This window comes from Mesorhizobium sp. USDA 4132, from assembly GCF_056279545.1.
Genome location: NZ_JBWCCP010000001.1, coordinates 724,170 through 744,957, shown reverse-complemented (window position 1 = coordinate 744,957; position 20,788 = coordinate 724,170). Strand labels below are relative to the sequence as shown.

Annotated in this window: 22 protein-coding genes; 1 reads left to right on the top strand and 21 read right to left on the bottom strand. The window is 60.4% G+C overall.

What is annotated here, in order from left to right:
* Positions 1-67 precede the first annotated feature (67 nt).
* The gene (gene edd, locus ACZ9IU_RS03830; protein WP_038539841.1) at positions 68-1,885 is read left to right on the top strand and encodes a phosphogluconate dehydratase; all 1,818 of its coding nucleotides are present in this window, start codon (positions 68-70) and stop codon (positions 1,883-1,885) included.
* A gap of 73 nt (positions 1,886-1,958) precedes the next feature.
* On the opposite strand, the gene ACZ9IU_RS03825 is transcribed toward edd, so the two are convergent.
* The 21 genes from ACZ9IU_RS03825 to ACZ9IU_RS03725 all read right to left on the bottom strand — a co-directional run bounded on the left by ACZ9IU_RS03825 (position 1,959) and on the right by ACZ9IU_RS03725 (position 20,785).
* Positions 1,959-2,315 (bottom strand): hypothetical protein, encoded by a 357-nt coding sequence (locus tag ACZ9IU_RS03825; RefSeq protein ID WP_038539838.1) that lies wholly within the window; start codon positions 2,313-2,315, stop codon positions 1,959-1,961.
* A gap of 177 nt (positions 2,316-2,492) precedes the next feature.
* The gene (locus ACZ9IU_RS03820; RefSeq protein ID WP_038539835.1) at positions 2,493-3,581 is read right to left on the bottom strand and encodes an ABC transporter ATP-binding protein; all 1,089 of its coding nucleotides are present in this window, start codon (positions 3,579-3,581) and stop codon (positions 2,493-2,495) included.
* A 22-nt stretch (positions 3,582-3,603) separates the two neighbouring features.
* Positions 3,604-5,259, bottom strand: a complete 1,656-nt coding sequence (bglA, locus tag ACZ9IU_RS03815; protein ID WP_038539832.1) for a beta-galactosidase BglA — start codon at positions 5,257-5,259, stop codon at positions 3,604-3,606.
* A 28-nt stretch (positions 5,260-5,287) separates the two neighbouring features.
* Positions 5,288-6,448 (bottom strand): carbohydrate ABC transporter permease, encoded by a 1,161-nt coding sequence (locus ACZ9IU_RS03810; RefSeq protein ID WP_038539829.1) that lies wholly within the window; start codon positions 6,446-6,448, stop codon positions 5,288-5,290.
* Position 6,449: 1 nt separating this feature from the next.
* Positions 6,450-7,463 (bottom strand): carbohydrate ABC transporter permease, encoded by a 1,014-nt coding sequence (locus ACZ9IU_RS03805; protein WP_038539827.1) that lies wholly within the window; start codon positions 7,461-7,463, stop codon positions 6,450-6,452.
* Between the two features lie 91 nt (positions 7,464-7,554).
* A complete protein-coding gene (locus ACZ9IU_RS03800; protein ID WP_038539824.1) occupies positions 7,555-8,916 on the bottom strand; it encodes an ABC transporter substrate-binding protein in 1,362 nt (453 codons plus the stop codon).
* A 137-nt stretch (positions 8,917-9,053) separates the two neighbouring features.
* Complete coding sequence (folD, locus tag ACZ9IU_RS03795) at positions 9,054-9,953, bottom strand: bifunctional methylenetetrahydrofolate dehydrogenase/methenyltetrahydrofolate cyclohydrolase FolD (protein WP_038548720.1); 900 nt, start codon at positions 9,951-9,953, stop codon at positions 9,054-9,056.
* Between the two features lie 118 nt (positions 9,954-10,071).
* A complete protein-coding gene (locus tag ACZ9IU_RS03790; RefSeq protein ID WP_157885063.1) occupies positions 10,072-11,874 on the bottom strand; it encodes a GumC domain-containing protein in 1,803 nt (600 codons plus the stop codon).
* Between the two features lie 62 nt (positions 11,875-11,936).
* Positions 11,937-12,581, bottom strand: coding sequence for a hypothetical protein (locus ACZ9IU_RS03785; RefSeq protein ID WP_038539819.1), 645 nt, complete (start codon positions 12,579-12,581; stop codon positions 11,937-11,939).
* A gap of 189 nt (positions 12,582-12,770) precedes the next feature.
* Positions 12,771-13,316 carry a hypothetical protein gene (locus ACZ9IU_RS03780; RefSeq protein ID WP_038539817.1) on the bottom strand — a complete coding sequence of 182 codons (546 nt, stop codon included), beginning with the start codon at positions 13,314-13,316 and terminating at the stop codon, positions 12,771-12,773.
* On the bottom strand, positions 13,316-13,681 hold the full coding sequence (locus ACZ9IU_RS03775; protein WP_038539815.1) for a hypothetical protein: 366 nt from the start codon (positions 13,679-13,681) through the stop codon (positions 13,316-13,318). Before ACZ9IU_RS03775 ends, ACZ9IU_RS03780 begins: the two co-directional genes overlap by 1 nt.
* 25 nt (positions 13,682-13,706) lie before the next feature.
* Positions 13,707-14,258 (bottom strand): rod-binding protein, encoded by a 552-nt coding sequence (locus ACZ9IU_RS03770; protein ID WP_038548718.1) that lies wholly within the window; start codon positions 14,256-14,258, stop codon positions 13,707-13,709.
* Positions 14,259-14,416: 158 nt separating this feature from the next.
* Positions 14,417-14,818: a hypothetical protein gene (locus tag ACZ9IU_RS03765; RefSeq protein ID WP_038539812.1), complete on the bottom strand. Its 402-nt coding sequence runs from the start codon at positions 14,816-14,818 to the stop codon at positions 14,417-14,419.
* 9 nt (positions 14,819-14,827) lie between these two features.
* Positions 14,828-15,580 (bottom strand): flagellar biosynthetic protein FliR, encoded by a 753-nt coding sequence (gene fliR, locus ACZ9IU_RS03760; protein ID WP_038539809.1) that lies wholly within the window; start codon positions 15,578-15,580, stop codon positions 14,828-14,830.
* 28 nt (positions 15,581-15,608) lie between these two features.
* Positions 15,609-17,696, bottom strand: coding sequence for a flagellar biosynthesis protein FlhA (gene flhA / locus ACZ9IU_RS03755; RefSeq protein ID WP_038539807.1), 2,088 nt, complete (start codon positions 17,694-17,696; stop codon positions 15,609-15,611).
* 122 nt (positions 17,697-17,818) lie between these two features.
* A complete protein-coding gene (gene fliQ, locus ACZ9IU_RS03750; RefSeq protein ID WP_038539804.1) occupies positions 17,819-18,085 on the bottom strand; it encodes a flagellar biosynthesis protein FliQ in 267 nt (88 codons plus the stop codon).
* A 55-nt stretch (positions 18,086-18,140) separates the two neighbouring features.
* Positions 18,141-18,572 (bottom strand): flagellar hook assembly protein FlgD, encoded by a 432-nt coding sequence (gene flgD, locus ACZ9IU_RS03745; protein WP_038539801.1) that lies wholly within the window; start codon positions 18,570-18,572, stop codon positions 18,141-18,143.
* Positions 18,563-19,012 carry a flagellar biosynthesis repressor FlbT gene (gene flbT, locus ACZ9IU_RS03740; protein WP_038539798.1) on the bottom strand — a complete coding sequence of 150 codons (450 nt, stop codon included), beginning with the start codon at positions 19,010-19,012 and terminating at the stop codon, positions 18,563-18,565. The genes flgD and flbT overlap by 10 nt, the downstream gene beginning before the upstream one ends.
* The gene (flaF, locus tag ACZ9IU_RS03735; protein ID WP_038539795.1) at positions 19,009-19,356 is read right to left on the bottom strand and encodes a flagellar biosynthesis regulator FlaF; all 348 of its coding nucleotides are present in this window, start codon (positions 19,354-19,356) and stop codon (positions 19,009-19,011) included. The genes flbT and flaF overlap by 4 nt, the downstream gene beginning before the upstream one ends.
* A 35-nt stretch (positions 19,357-19,391) precedes the next feature.
* The gene (locus ACZ9IU_RS03730; protein WP_038539793.1) at positions 19,392-20,495 is read right to left on the bottom strand and encodes a flagellar hook-associated family protein; all 1,104 of its coding nucleotides are present in this window, start codon (positions 20,493-20,495) and stop codon (positions 19,392-19,394) included.
* Between the two features lie 2 nt (positions 20,496-20,497).
* Complete coding sequence (locus tag ACZ9IU_RS03725; RefSeq protein ID WP_498956725.1) at positions 20,498-20,785, bottom strand: flagellar basal body rod C-terminal domain-containing protein; 288 nt, start codon at positions 20,783-20,785, stop codon at positions 20,498-20,500.
* Positions 20,786-20,788 lie beyond the last annotated feature (3 nt).

Here is a 20,788-nt window from a genome sequence, read left to right as displayed (position 1 = left end):
GTGGCTTAGGGCCCTCCCGAAGGTCCTGTCCCTCCCAAGCCGGGGTTGAGCACAAGAGGACAAGACCATGGCCGCTCATTCCAGCATCGAGGCAATCACCGCCCGTATCGTCGAACGCTCGAAACCCCATCGCGAGGCTTATCTCGACCGTGTGCGGCGGGCGGCTACGCAGGGCCCACACAGATCGACGCTCTCCTGCGGCAATCTCGCCCATGGCTTTGCGGTCTGTTCCCCCGCCGAGAAGGACGCGCTTGCAGGAGACGTCATCCCGAACCTCGGCATCATAACCGCCTATAACGACATGCTCTCGGCGCACCAGCCCTATGAGACGTTCCCGCCGATCATTCGCGAGGCGGCACGGGAAGCCGGTGGCATCGCCCAGGTCGCCGGTGGCGTGCCGGCCATGTGCGACGGCGTCACCCAAGGGCAACCGGGCATGGAACTATCGCTGTTCTCGCGCGATGCGATCGCCATGGCGGCCGGCATCGGCCTGTCGCACAACATGTTCGACGCAGCCGTCTTCCTCGGCATCTGCGACAAGATCGTGCCGGGCCTGGTCATCGCGGCGCTTAGCTTCGGGCACCTGCCCTCGGTCTTCATTCCGGCCGGCCCGATGACCACCGGGCTTCCGAACGACGAGAAGTCGCGCATCCGCCAGCTCTATGCGGAGGGCAAGGTCGGCCGCGCGGAACTGCTCGAGGCGGAATCCAAATCCTATCACGGCCCCGGCACCTGCACCTTCTATGGCACCGCCAATTCCAACCAGATGCTGATGGAGATCATGGGCTTCCACATGCCCGGCGCCTCCTTCGTCAATCCGGGCACGCCGCTGCGCGAGGCGCTGACCCGCGAGGCCGCCAAGCGGGCGCTGGCGATCACCGCCCTCGGCAACGAGTTCACGCCGGCCGGCGAGATGATCGACGAGCGCTCCGTGGTCAACGGCGTCGTCGGCCTGCATGCCACCGGCGGATCAACCAATCACACGCTCCACCTCGTCGCCATGGCCCGCGCGGCGGGCATCCTGCTCACCTGGCAGGATATTTCCGAGCTTTCCGACGTGGTGCCGCTGCTTGCCCGCGTCTATCCGAACGGGCTTGCCGACGTGAACCATTTCCACGCCGCCGGCGGTATGGGTTTCCTGATCAAGCAGCTGCTAAAGACCGGCATGGTGCATGACGACGTGCGCACCGTCTTCGGCCATGGGCTGGAAGCCTATACGGTCGAGGCGAAGCTGGACGCCAACGGCCAGGTCACCCGCGAAGCGATCCCGGATCAGAGCGGCGATCTGAAGGTCCTGGCGCCGATCGAGACCCCCTTCCAGTCGAATGGCGGCCTCAAGATGCTGAAGGGCAATCTCGGCAAGGCTGTCATCAAGATCTCCGCCGTCAAGCCGGAACGCCACATCGTCGAAGCGCCGGCGATCGTCTTCCACGACCAACATGGGCTGCAGGAAGCGTTCAAGCGCGGCGAGCTCAACAAGGATTTCATCGCCGTCGTCCGCTTCCAGGGACCGAAGGCGAACGGCATGCCGGAACTGCACCGCCTCACCCCGCCGCTCGGCGTGCTGCAGGACCGTGGGTTCAAGGTGGCGTTAGTGACCGACGGGCGCATGTCCGGCGCCTCCGGCAAGGTGCCGGCGGCAATCCACATCACCCCGGAAGCCTGCGATGGCGGCCCGATCGCCAAGATCAAGGACGGCGACATGATCCGCCTCGATGCTGTCGCCGGAACGCTGGAAGTGCTGGTGGACGCTACGGAATTTGCAGGCCGCACGCCTGTCGTCGTCGATCTTTCCGACAATGAATTCGGCATGGGCCGCGAACTCTTCGCCCCCTTCCGCCGCCATGTCGGCACCGCGGACATGGGTGCCAGCGTGTTTGCGTAAACAGGCCGATTGCCGGCAGAAACGAAAACGGCGGCCCTGGAGCCGCCGCTTCCATGTCAAGCCACGAGCCGCGTTACCAGGAGCGGATATCCATCGTCCGGTCGCGATGGTTCGGATGCGTCGAGAATATGAAGATGCGATCAAGCTCCTTCTTGGTGAGAAGAGACAGGAAACGAACCTCGATCGTGTTGTTGGCATTGGTGCGCATCAGCAGGCAACCGACCTTGGAAATGCGCGCGTCGGGAATGTCGAGATAAAACTGCTTCGGCAGATTATATTGGGTCAGGATGCCGAGAACGGCGCCGCTCATCGAGATCCGGATGACGTCGCAGCGACGCTGCGCCATGTTCATCACGCCATTTTCGGTATATTCGATCCGCGCCGCATTCATCGTGTCTTCCATTTTGAACCGGGCTTCCCGGTCGTACATGAAAGACTCTTCCTTGTTCAAAAAGTGATTTTTGTTACTTGGAGCCGCGCTCACGACATCCCTCCATTGCTTTACAGGAGAAGCCTAGCCGGCGAAATTTAACAGAGAGTTTTGAAGTCCCAAATCAGAACAACTCCAATTGCATATCGCAAGATCACGGTAAACGGATGGTTACTCCTAGATGCGGTAGGCCTTACCTTCTGCATCGAAAAGGTGCAGTTTCTTGAGGTCTGCTGAGAAGCGCATCGTCTCGCCCTTCTTCACCTGCAGAATGCCGGGAATCTTGGCGATGATCGGCTCTTGATCAGCCAATCCTTCGATGTAAAGCAGCGTCACCTCGCCCAGCGCCTCGATGATCCCGATCTGACCTTCGAAGAGGTAGTCCTCGCCCGAGGCAATCGACAAATCTTCCGGCCGCACCCCGAAACTGGCCGTCTTGCCCTTTTCCGAAGCCGCCGTCGGCACCGGCATGCGCACTGATTTTCCACCCTTCAGCGCAACCGCGGTCATCTCGCCGGTTTCGGCAATGGTGGCCGGGATGATATTCATCGCCGGCGAGCCGATGAAGCGGGCGACGAAGAGGTTCTGCGGCCGCTCGTAGAGTTCGAGCGGGGCGCCGACCTGTTCGATGCGGCCGGCCGAGAGCACGACGATGCGATCGGCGAGCGTCATCGCCTCCACCTGGTCGTGCGTCACGTAAACCATCGTCGTATCCGGCATTGAATCCTTCAGCTTGGCGATCTCGATGCGGGTGGCGACGCGCAGTGCGGCGTCGAGATTGGAAAGCGGTTCGTCGAACAGAAACACCTTCGGATCGCGGCAGATGGCGCGACCGATGGCGACGCGCTGGCGCTGGCCGCCGGACAGCGCCTTCGGAAGGCGGTCGAGATAGGGCGTGAGCTGGAGGATATCGGCCGCCGCGCGCACCCGGCGGTCGATCTCGTCACGGCTTTCCTTGGCGATCCGCATGCCGAAGGCCATGTTGTCATAGACCGTCATATGCGGATAAAGCGCGTAGGATTGGAAGACCATGGCGATGCCGCGCCTCGACGGCGGCACGTCATTGACGACCTGGCCGTCGATGAACATCTCGCCGCTGGTGATGCTTTCGAGGCCGGAGATCATCCGCAGCAGCGTGGACTTGCCACAGCCGGACGGGCCGACGAAGACCACGAACTCGCCCTGGGTGATCTCCAGGTCGATGCCATGCAGCACCTTCACCTGGCCATAGGCCTTGCGGATATCCTTCAGAACGACACCAGCCATTTTTTCCTCCCCTTTGTTCTCGTTACGCGTGATGGGCGAAGAACGCCCCCCAAGCCGGTAGTTCGACATGCCTGCCTTCAAGCCGGCTTTCGAAGCCGTGGCCGGTCAGCACTTCCCAATCGCCGGCCGGCAGCTCGGTTGCCGTTTCCGCCGCGCTCATGTTGAACAGGCAGAGCACCGTCTCGTTGCCGTATTGGCGCTTGTAGCCGAGAACGGCGCCGTCCTCGGCCAGGAATTCGATCTCGCCCTTGGCAAAAGCCGGGTGCTGCTTGCGGAAGGCGAGGAACCGTCGGTACTGTTCCAGAACAGATGCTGGATCGCCGTACTGAGCGCCGACGGCCCGAAGCTGATGCTCGACCGGGATAGGCAGCCAGGTTTTCTCCGCCGTGGAGAAGCCAGCCTGCAGTGCCTGGCTGTCCCAGACCATCGGCGTGCGGCAACCGTCGCGGCCCTTGAATTCCGGCCAGAACTGAATGCCGTAGGGATCCTGAAGGTCGGCATAGGCAATGTCGGCCTCGGTCAATCCGAGTTCCTCGCCCTGATAGATGCAGACCGAGCCGCGCTGAGACATCAGGATGGCGGACGCCATCTTGGCGTAACTGTCGCGATCGAGAACGTCGTGGCCCCATCTGCTGACATGGCGCACCACATCGTGGTTGGAAAAGGCCCAGCAGGCCCAGCCATCCGGTGCAGCGATAGAGAATGCCTTTTGCACTTCGGAGACACGCGCCGGCGTCAGCGGATCAGGCGCCAGGAATTCGAACGCGTAGCACATCTGCATCTTGTCGTTGCCGGACGTATACTCGCCGACGATCTCCAGGCCCCGTTGGCTGTCACCAACCTCGCCGACGGCGGCGATCGCCGGGAACTCGTCGAGCACGGCGCGAAAGCGCCTGAGGAATTCCAGGTTCTCCGGGCGGTTCTTGTCGTAGAGATGCTCCTGGAAATTATAGGGGTTCACGGCCGGCGCGGTGGAGGCGTTACGGCGCGAGGGATCGAGCGCCGGGTTATCGCGCAGGTCCTTGTCGTGGAAATAGAAGTTGATCGTGTCGAGCCGGAACCCGTCGACGCCGCGCTTCAGCCAGAAGCGGGTCATGTCGAGCAGCGCATCCTGGACTTCGGCATTGTGCAGATTGAGATCCGGCTGCGAGGTCAGGAAGTTGTGCATGTAATATTGCATGCGCGTCGGGTCCCAATGCCAGGCCGACCCGCCGAAGATCGATAGCCAGTTGTTGGGTGGCGTGCCGTCCGGCTTGGCGTCGGCCCAAACATACCAGTCCGACTTGGGATTGACGCGGCTCGACCGGCTCTCGATGAACCAGTGGTGCTGGTCCGAGCTGTGCGACATCACGAGATCGATCATCACCTTGATGCCGAGCCGGTGTGCCTCGGAAATCAGACCGTCGAAATCCGACAGCGAGCCGAACATCGGATCGACATCCGTGTAGTTCGAGACGTCGTAGCCGAAATCCCGCATCGGCGACGGAAAGAAGGGCGAGATCCAGATGGCGTCGGCGCCAAGCGCTGCCACATGTGGCAGGCGGGCGGTAATGCCCTTCAGATCGCCGATGCCGTCACCGTTCGAGTCCTGATAGGAGCGCGGATAAATCTGATAAATAACGGCCCCACGCCACCAGTCCTTGTCCGGTGTTGCGGGGGCTTCTGCTGAAACGCTCATTCAATGTCCTGTTGTCGTTCGATGTTGATCAGCCGCCCTTGACGGAGCCGGCAAGCAGTCCGCGGACGAGATATCTCTGAAGGGCGAAAAAGACGATAATCGGCACGACGATTGTTATGAAGGCCGAAGCCGTCAGGATTTCCCACTTTCCACCCATTGAGCCCAGAAGTGCGTTCAGAGCGCCGGTGAGGACCAACTGATCCTTGCCTGTGCCGAGGAAGACCATGGCGACGAGGAGGTCGTTCCAGGTCCACAGGAACTGGAAGATCGAGAAGGACGCGAGCGCCGGAAATGACAGCGGCAGGATGATCTTGACGAAGATTTCGAAATCGCTGGCGCCGTCGACGCGGGCGGATTCGATGATTTCCCGCGGCAGACCGGAGATGTAGTTGCGCAGGAGATAGATCGCGAGCGGCATGCCGAAGGCGGAGTGCGCAAGCCAGATGCCCGCATAACTGCGAGACGGCACGCCGAAGAAATTGCCGATCTCGTTGTACATCTTCAAAAGCGGAATGAGCGACATCTGCAAAGGCACGACGATCAGCCCGACCACCAGGGCGATGATGAGGGCGCGCCCGGGAAATTCCATCCAGGACAGAGCGTAGGCGGCAAAGGCTGCGATCAGGATCGGAATAATGGTTGCGGGAACCGCGACCGTCAGGGAGTTGACGAAGGACTGGCCTATCCCTTGAGAGGTCAGCACCGTGCGGTAATTTTCGGTGGTGAAGGATGGCGGCGTCGCGACGGAGAGGTAGACGCGTTTGCCACGCCCGCTTTCGAACGGCGCATTCTTGGAATAGGTATAACTGCCGTCTTCATTGATGGTCAGCGTCTCGCCGTCGCCGATATCAGCGGGCTTTCCTGCTGCAAACTCGGTTGGAGCGGCGACGCGGGTGCCGAAGGCGCGCACGCTGCCCCCCTTCCCGCCTTCGAAGACCGAACCCGAAATAACATAAGTCGCGCCATTCTGCTTGGCTGTCGAAGGTTCGCCGAGGCGTGCAGCACTCGTCTCGGCAGCGCCCGTGAAGGCCGTCCACCAGCCCGATGCGGTGATCTGGCCCGCTTCGCGGAAGGAGGTGACGAGGATGCCGAGCGTCGGGATCAGCCAGATGAAGCAGATGACGAGGACGGAGGCGTGGACGATGAGGCGTGGAAGGCCGATACGGCGAAGGCTTACAACTGCGCTCATCTCAATGGCCTCCCATTTCCTTGTTCGCCTGGCGGATGTTCCAGATCATGATCGGGGTGACGGCGGCCATGATGACCAGCGCTATGACCGCACTTCGGCCACTGTCGCCCCCGCCGCGGAACATCCAGTCGAACATCAGGTTTGCCAGAACCATGGTGTTCCACTGGCCGTTGGTCATGGTCAGCACGATGTCGAAGACCTTCAGAACGAGGATGGTGATGGTGGTCCAGACGACGGCGATCGTGCCCCAGATCTGCGGCACCATGATCTTCCAGAAGATCTGCCAGCCGTTGGCGCCGTCGATCACTGCCGCCTCGATCGTCTCCTCGGGGATGCCACGAAGCGCGGCCGAGAGGATGACCATGGCAAAGCCCGTCTGGATCCAGATGAGGATCGCCATCAGGAAAAAGTTGTTCCAGAACGGCAGCGAGATCCACACCTGCGGAGAGCCGCCAATGGCCTGCACGATGGCGTTAAGCAGGCCAATCTGCGTTTCGCTACCACCACGATATTCGTAAATGAACTTCCAGATGACCGAAGCGCCGACGAAGGAAATCGCCATCGGCATGAAGATCAGGCTTTTGGCGAGATTGCCCCACCAGATGCGGTCGGTCAGCACCGCGATGACGAGGCCGAAGAAGGTACACGCCGCCGGCACGACAGCGAGCCAGAGGATGTTGTTGAAGATCGACTGGCGGAATTGCGCGTCCTGGATGGCCCAGCGATAGTTCGCAAGGCCGACGAAATTGCCGCCCGACCGATCGTAGAAGGAAAGGAAGAAGGTCGCGACGACCGGATAGACGAGATAAACGACCAGTAGGAGCAGCGCCGGGCCGAGAAACAACCAGGGACGCACCATGGCGCGGCGGTTGAGGTTGACGGAAGCGGCGCGGACATTGTCCACCGGCACGGGAAAGACGATCTGCAGGATCTTATCGGAGAGCCAGTAATATAAGGCACAGACGAAAACGCCGGCGATCACGACGCCGACGGCTGAAACGATCTGCGATATCATGGCTCTCCCCTTTTCACCGTTTTATGCGTAGCTTTTGACTGTACCGCGCCGGCGTCCGGCGCGGTCGTATTGAGAGCCTACTGGGGGAGGCTTATTTCAGACCGTCCCATGCCTTCTGGATGTCGGTCGCCACGGTCTTTGCGTCCTTGCCGCCGACATAGTCGACCATGCCGGTCCAGAACGCGCCGGCGCCGATCTTGCCGGGCATCTGGTCGGAGGCGTCGAAGCGGAAGGTCGTGGCGGTGGTCAGAAGTTCGCCCTGCTTCTTCAGGACATCATTGGCATAGGCATTCGGATTGGCGCCCTTGAACGGCGTCAGGAACGATGACTGCGCCATCCAGACCTCGTGGGCAATCGGCGTTTTCAGGAATTCGATGAACGCCTTGGCGGCAGGCGAATCCTTGGTGATGGCAAACATCGTGCCGGCGCCGAGGACCGGCGTTCCGAGCTCCGGCTTCGAAGCATAGGTCGGCAGGTAGAAGAAGTCGGCATCGGTGCCGAGCTTGGTATCCGGCGGGAAAAAGGACGGCACGAAGGATGCCTGGTGATGCAGGTAGCATTTCGGCGGAATGCCGAAGAGGCCCTTCGGGCTGTCGCGGAAATCGGTGGAGGCAACGGCCGCGACGCCGCCGCTGACATATTTGGGATTCTTGGCGAACTTGCCGAATTCCTCGATCGCACCGATAACAGCCGGATCATTGAACTTGACTTCATTGCTCACCCACTTGTCGTAGACTTCCGGCTTCTGGGTGCGCAACATCATGTCTTCGACCCAGTCGGTCGCCGGCCAGCCCGTCGCGCCGCCGGAGCCGAGACCGATGCACCACGGAACCCCGCCGTCCTTGACGATCTGGTCGCTGAGCTTGATCAGGTCTTCCATGGTCTTCGGAACTTCGTAGCCGGCCTCCTCGAAGTTTTCGGGCACATACCAGACCATGGATTTGAAATCGGCCTTGAAGGGGAAGCCGAAATAGGCCTCCTTGCCGTCCTTGCCCTTGTAGGTGCCATAACGGATCCAGTCCCCGCCAGAGCCGTAGTTGGTCTTGACCCAGTCGGAGTTCTCCTGGCCGAGCGAGGTCAGGAACCCCTTGGCGGCAAGATCGGCCAGAAGGCCGGGCTGCGGAATGATGGCGATGTTCGGCGGAGAACCGGCCTGCGTGTCGATGACGATCTGCTGCTCGTAGTTTTCCGAGGAGGAATAGCGGCCGTTGATGCCGGTCGCAGCGTTGAAATAGGCCAGAACGCTGTTGAACAGCACCTCGTCCTCGCCGCGCCAGGGGCCGAAAAGCGTCAGGCTCTGCCCTTTGAGGTTGGCGTGGGCAGCCTTGAAATCCTCATAGCTCTTCCAGGTAAATTTAGAATCCTGGCCAGGCGCGAATTTCAGCTCCTGAGCGACTGCGCCGCCGGCCACGAGCGCTGCCAGCGCCGTGCCGATCCAAAATGATGCCTTCATGAAATAATCCTCCCGTTGTCCCGACTTCTGCTACCTTGCCGGGAGTTTACAACATGGGAGAGATTTAACGCTCTCGCGGAGGAGTCAACCCCTGCGCAGGCCGCGTGGAACAAATGAAAAAATCCGTCCCCGCAGGATCAGAATCTGGGTGCGGTTTTGCCGGCCGTACGATAGGCGGCGATGACCGTGTTGGCCATCAGCATGGCGATGGTCATCGGGCCGACGCCGCCGGGAACCGGGGTGATCGCGCCAGCGACTTCAGCGGCTTCAGCATAGGCCACGTCGCCGACCAGCCGGGACTTGCCCTCGCCCTTGTCGGGAGCGGCAACGCGGTTGATGCCAACGTCAATGACGGTTGCCCCGGGCTTCACCCAGTCGGCCTTGACCATCTGCGGGCGGCCGACAGCGGCGACCAGGATATCGGCATTGCGGCAGACGCCCGCGAGATCCTTCGTTTTCGAATGCGCCATGGTAACGGTCGCGTTGGCTGCAAGGAGCAGCAGGCCCATCGGCTTGCCGAACAGGTTGGAACGACCGATGACGACGGCGTTGAGGCCCGACAGATCACGGCCATGTATACGGTTGACCAGCAGCATGGCGCCGGCAGGGGTGCAGGAGATCAAGCCGGTCTCCAGGTCGCCTGTGGCGATCTTGCCGGCGTTGACGACGTGCAGGCCATCGACGTCTTTTTCCGGCGAGATCGACAAGATGACAGGCTCTGCGTTCAGGTGTTTCGGCAGCGGCAGCTGGACGAGGATGCCGTTGATGGCCGGATCGGCGTTGAGCTCCGCCACCAGCTTTTCCAGCGTCTCCTGGGTGGTGTCTTCAGGCAGGCTGTGCTGGATCGAGTTGAACCCACACTGCTTGGCCATCTTGCTCTTGGAATTGACATAGGCATGGCTGGCCGGATCGTCGCCGACGATGACGACCGCAAGGCCCGGCTTCACGCCGGTTTCGTGTTCGAGAGAGCCCGACGCCTGGGTCACGGCAGCGATGACGGATGCCGCCGCTTCTTTACCATCGATTACCACAGCCATGCGCACCTCCCGCTTGAAACCGCCACCAATGTATACATGGAGCATGTTCTGAATTTGCCCGCCAACGCCCTATGCTGGTCGCAGGCAGCAAATGCAAGCGGATTCGATGTCGCAGGTCTTATCCCCGGGAGGTTTTCCGGCGCGCAGAATAGACCTGCACTCGTTCGCGCAATTCCGCCATGTCGCGGCGAAGCTCGCGAAGTTCTTCGGCCTTGCGGACCTCTTCCGGCGAGGGAGCCGGACGATGGGCTGCGCCATAGGACGGGGCATCGGCAAGACGGCCGGCCATGACGGCCGCGACCAGCGGCGGAAGCTCAGCCTCCGCTGCGGGGCGACGATTGGCCATCAGCATCCCGCGGATATGATCAGCAAGCGGGCTGTCATTGGCCGGCGCCGGATGGCGCGGGCGCCAGGGCCGCTGCGGCTCATAAGCTGGCCAATCGTAGCCAGGCTGATCGTTGGCCGGGTCGTCTTCCTCGGAAAAAAAGTCCTGCTCGTCCAGATGCTCCGCCAGCAGGTGCCGATCGATCATCAGCGCGGGCTCGTCGGTGAGATCCAGTTCCTCCGTCGAGATTGCCGAAGGCGTGGAGAAGCTCCTGCCCCGGGTCATGAAGGCGAGCCCGATGCCGAGGGAGAAACCGATCAGCGCACCGATGCCCGCAACCTCGGCCAATGAGGGGCCAAGGGCTGCCGCCGCTGCTGCCTCAGCCGGAACCAGCACGGTCACCTTGGCCGTTGATGCCTTCGTCTCGGTGCCGTGAAGCGCGTCGAGATAATTCCGCCGCGCCTCGTCGACCGCAGCCTCGAGCGCCGTCAGCCGCGCCGCGGATTCGGTAATTTCCTTGTCGTCAGGCTTCTTTACCTGCTTCGCCTTTAGATCGGCCAAATGTCTGGCGGCTGCCGCCTCCTGCTGGCGAAGCGAGGCGCCAAGCTGTTTCAGCGCGTCCTGAATGTCGTTTTTGACATCCGCCAGAGCTGCCTGAGCCGCGGCAAGCCGCGGGTGGCGCGGGCCGAGATCACTCGAAAGCTGGTCGACGGCAAGCTTTGCCTCGACATGCCGCTGTCGCTGATAATCGAGGCCGGTATATTCGAGACTGTCCGGCAGAGGCTTGTTCAGCACGTCCGAGAGCTTCATGGCGGAGGCCTGTGCCGCCTTTTGTCTCAGGTCGCCCAGCTGCGCCGTCGCCTCGTTTATCTCTGCGACAAGCTGCTGCCCGTTGTCCTCGGTCCGGCGCAGTTCGGCAAGCTTCTGCGCATCCGTTTCGGCGATGAAACCGGCAAGGGCTGCTTCTGCATGCTCGAGCGTCTGGCGCAGCTTCTCCGCCACCGGCGCGGACGACGCTGTGCCGGAGAAGGCGATCTCGTCGTGGAAAGTGTTGCCGAGCATGTTCGCGATGCGCGCCGCCTCGCCCGGCTCTTCCGCCGTAACGGAAATCACAAGCCGCCCGGTGCGGCGGTCGTAGCTCGTGGCAATCGCCTGGGAAAGTCGCGCGCGTAACCTGTTTTCAGCCTCCGATACCGTCATCGTGTCGCCGGAGACGATATCGGACACGATCCTGACGACACTCGGACGGTCGGCAGAGAATTCACTGTCGCGGCCAAGGTTCAGGGCACGGATGACATTGTCGAGGCTGGCCTTCGAGCGCAATGCGGCGGCAGCTGTATTGACCGCCGCCTCGCTCGCCGTTTCGATCTTCAGCCTGGTTTCAACGTTGAATTTATGCGGAAACGTATCAATGAACAGCAGCGGCAAGAAGGCGCCAACCAGCGTGAGGGCGCCGACCTTGAGGACGGCGGATCGCAATCCGGTCGACACGGAACCGGCGCCGGCGAGCGATGCTGCCGGTTTGGGGTTTCGGTCGTCTTCGATTTTCGCCGACTGATACATGGGATGACCGCGCTGATCTGGTGCTGCCGACATCCCGCAGGCAGCCCTCTGATTAAGGCAGTTTAAAATTTCATGGCAAAGAAAGGGTTAACTTGTCAGGCGAAAGACGGTTGCGGCGAAGGAACATCCGCCTTTGGCACCGCGCGCACAGGTTTGCCTTCAATGAAGGTGGACAGTCCGGCCCCGGCCATGACCACCAATCCGGCGCGGACCAAAGCGAGCCGGCGCTCGATGCGCCGTTCCTGTGCAAGGCTTGCCGCATCGACGAGGACGAGATCGAAGCGCTGCGAGATCTCCTGGTCCAGCGCGACCACCGCCACGTCATGCCAGGGCGCATGGCGGGCGAAATGCTCGCGGAGCGCTTCGACACGTCCCGTATCCTCGCCGGCTATGCCGATGCAGTGGCTCTTTTCCATGAAGCTCAGCAGGGCTGGCACGAAGGTCCTGGCCGAAAAACGCACCGGTGCGGGCTTCTCATGCCGCGCCTTGGTGAGGAGGCTGAAAGCACGGCCGCCGCCCGGCAGAAGCACCCTGCGGCCCAGCTGACTGCGGTAGGCAGGATCGACCATCTGGCGGAGAGTAGTCCGTTCATCCAGGAAGCCGAGGGTGGAGCGGTTGCCGCGCAAGGCGATCAGGCTTTCCACGAGGCCGAGCGTGGCGTTCCATCCGAGATCGCAGACACGCAAACCGAACAGGGTCCGGGGTGACGCGGATGCCAGGAAGTCTCCGGATGCGTTCATCAATGCGCTCCCCATGGGGCAAGACCAATTCTCCCCCAAGGTCTAACAGCGCGCTCTGAAATCGCCTTTAAATCGATCGGTAAAATGCAAGCGATGCCCGTATTTTCGGGGCTTCACAACAAAAAGGCCGGCCATCGCGGCCGGCCGTTATACTCCATGGTGAGCGCCGCCGCGATGCCTCGGGGCGCGTCAGTGACCCGCGGGCGCGGCTTTCGGATCGTCGATCTTCACACCCTCGACAATCTTCTTGCCCGGGTTCGGGTTCTTGTTGCCGCGCGAGGCATTGTTACGGATGTCTTCCTTCGAGAGATAGTCGAGCTGCTCGACCAGGACCTCTGCCACCAGCCCGTCGCCGAGCTTCTTGTTGAAGTCATCCTTGATGGCCGTGCGGAACTTCTCGATATTGAAAGCGCCGGGCTTGCTGAGATCGACCATCTGGTTGCCGATCAGCAGCGTGAAAAGCTCGTCGGTCGTCAGTTCGGTGATCGGAAGCTTGGTGTTCTTGATCTTTTCCTTGTCCATCATGAACGAGACGCGGCCCAGGAAATAACCGGTGATCGCGCCGTCCGCGATCATCGGAATGGTGATGGATTCCCCGCGCACCAGCGTCTGAAGCTCCTTGCGCCTGGCCGCTTCATCGACCGGCGCCGGCGCTGCGGACATCTGCACGGAGAAATACACCGCCGCAAGCGTGACGATGCAGACCCATAGACCGGTGAGAAGGAGCTTGACCATCAGGCCTCGCCGTAGGTGAACTGTTCTTGGGTGTAGGTACCGTCGTCGTCCGCGTCACGGGCAGCGTTCTTCAGAAGATCCGCGACGGCGCGGACGGCGTGGAGATGCGCCTCGACCCGGCGGGCATTGAGGGCCAGCTTGCTCTTCAATCCGTGCATCTGATCGATATGGCCGGTGGCGAGCTGCTTCGGGTCGGTGCCGCGGAACAGCATGGTCAATTCGTATAGGCAGCGGCTTTTGTGCGCGTTCGACACTTTCAGGTCGAATTCCGGATCGCGGCCGATCCGCTGATTTTCGTTGTCGATTATCAGCTCCAACCGGCCAAGCACGGTCTTGATGCGATAATCATTCGAAACGACTTCCATATTTTCTGCCCCAGTCTGATGCATATCAGGCCTCACTCTTCTTGCCGACGCCGAGAACCTGCCGCTCGAAATCGGTGATCATGCTTATTGCGCGGCTACGATCAGTTTCATTGGTGGTCGGATTGACCGTGGCCTGACGTTCCGCACGGGCGACCGCCTGCGAATACATCTGCTCGGCAATACCGACGCCGCCCTTTTTCGACATCTCGTCGGCAATCTTCTCAGCCATCATGCTCTTCCAGAATTCCCCGGCAGAGCCCTTGCCGTAAACGTCCTCGGTCTCCTTGGGGAGCATGGAATTCACGAAGGTCGAAAGCACCGAGGCTTCGAACTTGCGATATTCCTCCGGCATTTCGGCAACCTTGTTCGGCGCCTCCGGATTGCCGAGACCCGCCGCCGTGCCGGGTGTGTCGATGAATTTCATGGCTGCACCAAAACCCTTGCCAACTTCGGCAAGGCTAGTCGCGGCAAAGGCCGCCTTGTTCGCCTTCAGCTTGGCCTGCGCTTCCTGAACGGCAGTCGGGTCCGCAGCGCGGACGACGTCCATGACCAGATCGCTCGGAGGTGAAATCGCCACGTCAGCTCCCTTCATGACTGCCGCGGACCGCATCCCTAAAGGTGCCCGAGCGCAGCAACAGTTTGAAATGGCACGTGATCCCGCCGATCTCGATTCGAGCCGGCAATCAGTGCAATGACGAGACTATGACGTTCGAAGCTTGCTGGAGGCTGGCCAGTCTATTTGACCCGATCGAGGGCAAGCGTGATATCGATGAGCTCATAGATCGAGTCGTCCGCGGCTTCGCGGTCTTCATGATCACGAGCGTCCTTCATGTTCTCTTCCAGACGGTCGGCCTTGGTGCGCTCCTTGAGAACCTTCATCTCCTGGATCTGCTGAACGCCGGCAAGCTGGCGTTCCTTCGTCGTCAAGCGACCGAACCGTTCGGAATAATGCTGCGAGAACTGTCGATGGACCGGGTTCATCGAGCCGATCGCATCTATGACTTCCTCCATCGACTGATTGACCTCCGCGCGATAGCGGGTGGTGGCCGCAAGCTCGTGTTCGGCCATCGTCTCGAGATGCCGCTGGACCGCAACGAGACGCTTGAGCTTGTCCGACCGCTTGACTGGGCCTGCCATTGCCGCCTCCTAGAAGGACCTGAAGATCGGCGCGAACCCATCCGCATACTGGCGAATGAAGGCGGCGATCGACAGATAGAGAAGGAAAAGCCCGCCCATCAATATGAAGGGCGTCGAGATGAAGAAGATCGGGATCTGCGGCGCCATCTTATTGATGAGGCCGATCGCCACGTTGAACATCAGGCCAAAGATCAGGAATGGGCTTGCAAGCCGCAGCATGATCACGGTCGACGCTCTCAGGGTATCCGTCAGGGTGATCAGTATCTTCTGCGGATCGATCACCGCACCGACCGGCGTTGCCGTGTAAGAATCGACCAGCGCGCGGAACACGATGTGATGGAAATCCATCATGAACAGGAGCAGCAGTCCGCTCAGCGTCAGCAGGATAGTCAGCGAGTTTTCCTGCGAGTCTTCGAAAACGTCGTGGCCGCCAGGCGCCGTGAAACCGATCGAGAGGGTCAGGACCGTGCCGGCAAACTGCATGCCGAGTGTATAAAGCCGGGCGATCAATCCATAAACGGTGCCGATCGCGGCTTCGGTGAAGATCAGGCCAAGATAGGTGGCCGTCGGTTCCGACGCTTTCGGGTAGATCTGATCCCAGAGAACCGGCAGCACGGCCATCGACAGGGCGACGGCCACAAACAACCGCACCTGCACCGGAACGCGACCGCTTCCCAGCCCCGGGAGAACCATCACGCACGTCCCCATACGGCAGAACGCAAGGAAAAGTGCGAGAATGGTCCCCTGCGGGTCGGTAATCATGCGAGAATCGTCCTTTGCGGACAGCCTATCACGAAATGGCGCCGAGTATTTTGATTTCGAGACCCTTGGCGAGTTCTACATGGGAAAGAACGGGCAGGGTCGCGAACAGCCGCTCGATGATCATGCGGACGTAGGAGCGCGTTTCCGGCGAGGTGACGAGCACGAAAGGCAGGCCGCGGTCCATGAATTCACGGATGACCTTTGTCGCCTGTTCGCTGAACTCTTCGAGCGTGCGCGGATCGATGTCGAATTCGACCACTTCGCCCTTGCCGTCCCGCTTCAGCGCCTGATGGAACAGCATGTCCCATTTGTTGCCGAGACGGAGCACACGCAGCACGCCGTTGTCGGCCAGGTCGCCACAGAGCTGCTGCGACATGCGCACGCGCACATGTTCGACGATCTGCTCCGTCTTGCGGACATGCGGAGCAAGCTCGGCTACCGCTTCCAGGATGAGATGCAGGTTGCGGATCGACACGCGCTCGGCAAGCAGAAGCTTCAGCACCGCCTGCAGGCCGGAATAGGACATATGCGACGAGCAGATTTCGTCGGCGAGCTTCTTGTACTCCGGATCGAGACGCTCGATCAGGATCTTGACGTCCTTATAGGACAGAAGCTGCGGAAGGTTGTTGCGGATGACTTCCGACAGGTGGGTCAGCACGACCGAGACGTTGTCGATCGGATGGAAACCCTCACGCTTCAAGTCTTCGGCAAAGGTTTCGAGGATCGACACCGCCGGCATGCCGAAGGCGGGTTCGCGGATCTCGTCGCCCGGGATGCTCGGCTTGCGACCGGATCCGGTCACCACGAGGACGTCGCCGACCCGCAGAGCGTTCGAAGCGATCGTCGTGCCGTGGATGCGGATCTGGTAGGACTTTTCCTGGATCGAGATGTCGTCGGTAACCTTGATTTCCGGCACCACGAAACCGTATTGCGTCGCGAACTTCTTGCGCATCTTGCCGACACGGAAGGCAAGTTCCTGATGGGCACCAAGCAACCGGGTGGAGACCTGCTTGCCGAGAGCGAGCTCGATTTCGGAGGTCTTGAGGACCGATTTGACCGAGTCCTTTTCCGCTTCCTTGGTCTGGACGACCTTCTGCTCTTCGTCTTCGCGACGCGCCTTGTTCTCCGCCTCGATACGGCGCGGAACGAGCCAGGCGCCGAAACCCATCAGGCCGCCGAGTGTCATAAAGGGCAGGAACGGCAGTCCAGGGATGATCGCCAGAAGAGCCATCAGACCAGCCGACATCGAAAGAGCGCGCGGATAGCCGCTCAGCTGGTCGATGACGGCCTTGTCGGTGGAGCCGGCGGTGCCGCCGCGGGTGACCAGGAGGCCGGCGGCGAGAGAAACGATGAGAGCCGGGATCTGCGTGACGATACCGTCACCGACGGACAGCTTCACGAAGACATCGGCGGCTTCGCCGATCTGCATGCCGTGGCGGAAGTAACCGATGATGATGCCGCCGAAGATGTTGATGGCGGTGATGATGAGACCGGCGATCGCGTCGCCGCGCACGAATTTCGATGCACCATCCATGGCCCCGAAGAAGGAGCTTTCTTCTTCGAGCTCGGAGCGGCGGCGTTGCGCTTCCTTCTCGTCGATGATGCCGGCCGAAAGGTCCGCATCGATCGACATCTGTTTGCCGGGGATGGCATCGAGAGTGAAGCGGGCGCCGACTTCCGCGATACGGGTGGCACCCTTGGTGATGACGATGAAGTTCACCGTGACGAGGATCATGAAGACGATCACACCGATCACGAAGTCGCCGGACATGACGAGGCCCGCGAAGCCCTGGATCACGTTGCCGGCCGCGCCATGGCCCTCGTTGCCGTGCGACAGGATCACGCGCGTCGTCGCGATGTTGAGCGACAACCGTATCATGGTGGCAATCAGCAGGATGGTCGGGAAGGACGAGAAGTCCAGCGGCCTCTGGATCCAGAGCGCCACCATCAGGATCAACACCGAGAACGCGATCGAGAAGGCAAGGCCAAGGTCGATCAGAAACGGCGGGATCGGCAGGAAGAGGATGCAGAGGATGGCGACGATGCCGCCCGCAAATCCGAGATCGCGACCGCTCGGGGCTACTTTCGGAATGGATAGTGAAGGTGGTTGCGCCATGACTTTCCCGTCTCTTCATGAGATGGCGGCAGGAAGTACTCCTGCCAGTTCATGTCCTGCCTAAAGGGCGAAGCTTGCGCGAAGGTGGGTAAGCGAAAAAGATCAGGCGGGCCACAACCGGGTCAGAACCCCGATTGCACCCGCGAAAATACCAGATGAGCAAAAAGATTGATCTGGCCGCCGATAAAAGGCGCAGTAATGCCGATCGTGATCATGATGGCGACGATTTTCGGCACGAACGTCAGCGTCATTTCCTGGATCTGAGTCAGAGCCTGGAGAAATGCAATAACGACACCCACGACCATCGCCACAAGGACCGCGGGACCGGAGGCGATCAGGATCGTCCAGATCGCCGCCTGCATGATATCAAGGGCATCGGCCTCATTCATTGCGCCGGCTCCGTCTGCTTTAAAGTTTCGGCGTCATGCCGAGGTATTCCCGCTCTTAGCTACTCGCTGCAGGCTGATTCGAAAGAACGATCCCCGGCTGGATGAGAACCTTATCACCCTTCTCGGTGATCGCCACCAGACCGTCGGAATAGATTTCCACCTGTTTGATGACACCGGTGGTCTTGTCGTCGGCGCTGGTGATCGTCTTGCCGATCATGTCGGCAGCCTGCGAGAACGAGGACGCCTGGATCAGCGACTGCAGGTTCGAGTTCATCTTCACCGACTGCTCGACTTGCGAGAAGGTTGCGAGCTGGGAAATCTGCTGGCTCGCATCCATCGGATCGGTCGGATCCTGATACTTCATCTGCGCGATAAGCAGCTTCAGGAAGTTGTCGTAGTTCAGGCCTGCGGCCGACTTGTCGGACGATGCCGCCTTGCCGTCGCCGGCGGCGTAGGGGTTCTTGGTATTGATCGAGTCTACCGCCACGGTGCGATCTCCTTGCGAATCCGCTCGACTGTCGCCGGCGCGATTTCCCGATTGTTGAGGATACGGTCTTCGATGGAATAGAGCGCGCGGATCGCCTTCAGAGCGTCGAAGGCGCGACCCGATGCAACCATACCGTCGATGCGCTTCAGTTCGGCCAGCATCTCATCATCGGTAAAGCAGGTCAGCAGCATGGCGACCGACTTGCGGAACAGCGCGTTCGACTGTTCCTTGCCATCCGGATTGATGAGCATCATCTGGGCGATGAAATAGAGCTGCCGAAGCGGCGTTGTCGCATCTTCCGGCTGAAGAACGTGGTTCTCCAGCAGGAACGTGACGTCATTGAGAAATTCCAGCGCGACCTTGCGATCAACGCGCAGAACCGCGCCGTTGATGAATATCCGCTCGCCGGATTTCAAAGAGATGCGAAGCGTACTTTTCATTTAAGTCCATCCCTGATGATGGTGGTCACTTCAATTATGCCCTGGAAATTGGTCGATTCACGGTTTCTGATCTTCTCGCATTCCTTCAGTATCCAGATTGCGATCGAGATCAGATCCGCTCGAAGTTCGTTGGCTAACTCGTTGTCCGGATGTTTCAGATCCTCGACAAAACGGATCCAGACACGCCGGGTATAGAACAACGCCTCAACCGTGGTGCGCGTATAGGCTTTCTCATCGCGCGCGGCGATCAGAAGCTCGATAGAGCGATCCAGGGCCTGCCGCTCGCGATCCTTGGCGTTGGCAACGCCGTCCTCCATGATCTCGGCATATGAAAATTGGTACATTCATGTATCCTTCGTCACGAGCCTTCCTTTATTCATCAAAGGAAGTTGGCCAGGCTCAGCTGCTGTATCTTTGCCGTTACTGTATAAGCGGTTTCGAGAAGCGTCTTCATCGTATTGAGACGGGTCGCGGCCTCCTCCGGATCGACGTTCTCCATCGATCCGAGACTGGTCGTCAGAATATCTTTCTGCGCCTGCAACCTTTCCTCAGCCTTGGAGACGCGTTCGGTATAGATACCGATCGACGTCCGCTGCTGGTTGATGCTGCCGTCGCTGTTCATCGCCTTGTTGATGAGGCTTGTGGTGCGAGTGGCGACCGCGGCCCGGGCATCCTTGTCCATCCCGGTCTGCAGGTATTCCATCGAGATGATCGACGCGAAAGCAAAATTGCGCATGCCCTGACTGTTGGCATTGGTCGAGCTTTCGACCACTTCTGTCGGGCTGATGCGGCTCTTCATGTTTTCGTCGCTGGCATCCGAGAAGAAGGTCTTCCAGAAGTCCTGGCCGGCGACGGCCGCCGGATGGGGCGGGCTTGTCAACGGCGCGGAGCCGTCGAACTTGGCTTGCAGATTATCTAGAAAGCCGTCCATCTGGGCCTTCGTCATCTGCTCCTTGCTCGGAATCGCATTGGCGGAGAGATATTGGGTGAGCTCGGCGGCAACGGCGGCCTTGGCCGGTGATCCCGGTGCGAAATAATCCTCCATCGGCTTCACATCGGAATTGATGCCGGAGAAGATATACTCGCCCTGGACTGCGGTATTGGCAAAGTTCGTGAATGCATCAAGCGCGTCGGACATCGCCATGCGCGCCGTCGCCAGGCTTGTTTCGTCGGCCGAGCTTCCAAGCGTCAGGATCGCGCTCTGAATCTTCAAGCCCTGTTCGTTCATGCTCTTGAGCGAAAGTTCAGCGGTTTGGAGACGCTGTGTCGCGAGTGCTGCGGTCGTCAGCAGCGAGTCGGTGCGGCTGATGTCGCGGGAAAGATCGAGAGCGCGCGACGTATTGGCTCCGAGGGCGACGCCGAGATCGGCGTGTTTCTGGCTCACCGCCTCCTGGTTCGCCTTTACCATCTCGCGCTGAACGTTCGAGATGGAGTTTCGCATCGTGGTCTGGATCGACAATGTGGAAATGAAAGAGGTCTTCATGATCAGCTCGCAATATCCAAGAGGGCTTTCATCATATCGTCGACCGTCGACATGAGCTTGGCTCCCGCCTTGTAGGACTGCTCGATATCGAGAAGCAGCGACAGTTCTTCGTCGAGGCTGACGCCCGTGTTGCTGGAAAATGCTTCAAGACTGCGCGACAGCATGGCCGTCTTCGTCTCGTCTGCGGCGGTCGCCGTGCTGCGAAGCTGCTCGAGCCAGCCCATGGAATCGGCCGCAAAAGAGAGGACGTCCGGCGCATCGGCGATTTCCGTGTCCGTATCGAAGGCCATCGG